Raw genomic sequence first — 1,473 nt, 5'->3', positions numbered from 1 at the left:
CAGACCGATCCACAGGAAGATCCGGGCCCGCCACTCACCGATTTTGCTCAAGATTCCCACGGCCGGGAAGGATAGGGGACCGGGCGCCCGCCCGCTGCCCCGTTTCGAGTCAGGTCGATGCGTTGCCGTAGACGCGCGACGCCGTGATGAGGACGGCGGCGCGGCCCTGCTCGCGCATCACCCGGTCGTAGGCATCCCAGTCGTCGTGCTGCCCGCCCGCCGCGGCGAAGATCTCGCGCAGCAGCAGGCGCAGTCCCTCAGCGTCCAGATCGGACCGTGGGTCGTCCGGGCCGGCCAGCTCGGCGCGCCCCTCGACGGTGGCCCATTGCCAGCCGTTGCGGAAGGTCACCGCGATCTGCGGCCGCGCCCGCAGATTGGCGAGCTTCACCCGGCCGTACGTGACGAACGCGAGCAGTGGCCCGCCGCGCTCGATGATCCCGGTGTTCACCAGTGAGGACTGGATGGTCTGGTCGGCGCGCAGCGTCGACACCACCGCCAGCCCCGAGTCGCCGCGGCTGAGCTCCCAGGCCGCCGACAGGGTGGTCGCCATTGCTAGCCTCCGATCTCGTCGATCTGCGCGAACGGCCGATCGACGTTCCACACCACGTGGATGATGAAGCTGTGGTTGGTCTCGTTGAAGTAGACGGCCAGGTTGTCCGGGCTGTTCTGCACCGTCGCCACCTCGAACCCGTTGCTGGGCGTCGCGGTGACCAGCGTGATCCTGCCGTCGGCGGCCCGGATCACCGCGTGCCCGCCGTCGACCTGGAACGATCGCACGAACGTCCGCACGCCATCACCGTCCGTGGCCACCGTCCACCCGTCGATCACGGTGGCCGCCGGCTTCGAGGTCGGCGGCGTGGTGCGGGGCGGCGGCGTGGCCCGGCTCGGCCGACTGGTCTCGCTGCCGGTCCCGGACGGCGTGGGGGACTCCGAGGTCGGGGAGGCCGGCTGGCTGGTGGCCGGTGACCGGCTCGGCGCGGGCGCCGGCGACGGCCCGGAGGGCACGGCGGGCAGCGGGATCTGGTCGGCCGGCCCGAGCTGATCGGCCGAGATCAGCTCGCCCTCGCCGCCCGTGGCGGTGCGCAGCACGGGCAGCATGGCCACCGATGCCAGCACGATGCTGGTCAGCGTCGCGGCCAGCCAGCCGAGCAGCGGGACCACGGCCCGCGAAGATCGGGTCCGGGGAGATCGCACCCGGCAACTATTCCACCTCGATCTAGAGTCTTCGCCATGGCGCTGATCCTGTTGGTCGAGGACGACCGGCACATCACCGGCGCGCTCGTCCGCGCGCTGGGCGATGCGGGGCACGTCGTGCGCCCGGTCGGCCAGGCCGGCGAGGCGCTGAAGATCCTCACCGAGGAGCAGCCCGACCTGGTGATCCTCGACCTGGGCCTGCCGGACATCGACGGCACCGACGCGCTGCGGATGATGCGCCAGGTGTCCGCCGTGCCGGTCATCGTGGCCACCGCGCGG

Annotated in this window: 3 protein-coding genes; 1 reads left to right on the top strand and 2 read right to left on the bottom strand. The window is 71.8% G+C overall.

All coding sequences use genetic code 11. From position 1 onward, the window contains the following. Window positions 1-109 precede the first annotated feature (109 nt). Window positions 110-550, bottom strand: coding sequence for a TIGR03618 family F420-dependent PPOX class oxidoreductase (locus AB0M20_RS43170; RefSeq protein ID WP_364307260.1), 441 nt, complete (start codon window positions 548-550; stop codon window positions 110-112). 2 nt (window positions 551-552) lie between these two features. Then, window positions 553-1,098, bottom strand: coding sequence for a DNA mismatch repair protein MutL (locus tag AB0M20_RS43165; protein WP_364307261.1), 546 nt, complete (start codon window positions 1,096-1,098; stop codon window positions 553-555). 132 nt (window positions 1,099-1,230) lie between these two features. Here AB0M20_RS43165 and AB0M20_RS43160 point away from each other — a divergent pair. After that, window positions 1,231-1,473, top strand: a 243-nt coding sequence (locus AB0M20_RS43160) for a response regulator (RefSeq protein WP_364307259.1), incomplete at its 3' end; no start/stop codon positions are given.

Source organism: Actinoplanes sp. NPDC051633 (assembly GCF_040681735.1).
Classification (GTDB): Bacteria; Actinomycetota; Actinomycetes; order Mycobacteriales; family Micromonosporaceae; genus Actinoplanes.
Note: the sequence above shows the minus strand (reverse complement) of the source record. Positions and strands in the feature narration are given on the sequence as shown.

Bases quoted from the DNA above. Each gene is read 5' to 3' on its own strand.
- AB0M20_RS43170 (WP_364307260.1), bottom strand. From the start codon at position 550: ATGGCGACCACCCTGTCGGCGGCCTGGGAGCTCAGCCGCGGCGACTCG.
- AB0M20_RS43165 (WP_364307261.1), bottom strand. From the start codon at position 1,098: ATGCTGCCCGTGCTGCGCACCGCCACGGGCGGCGAGGGCGAGCTGATC.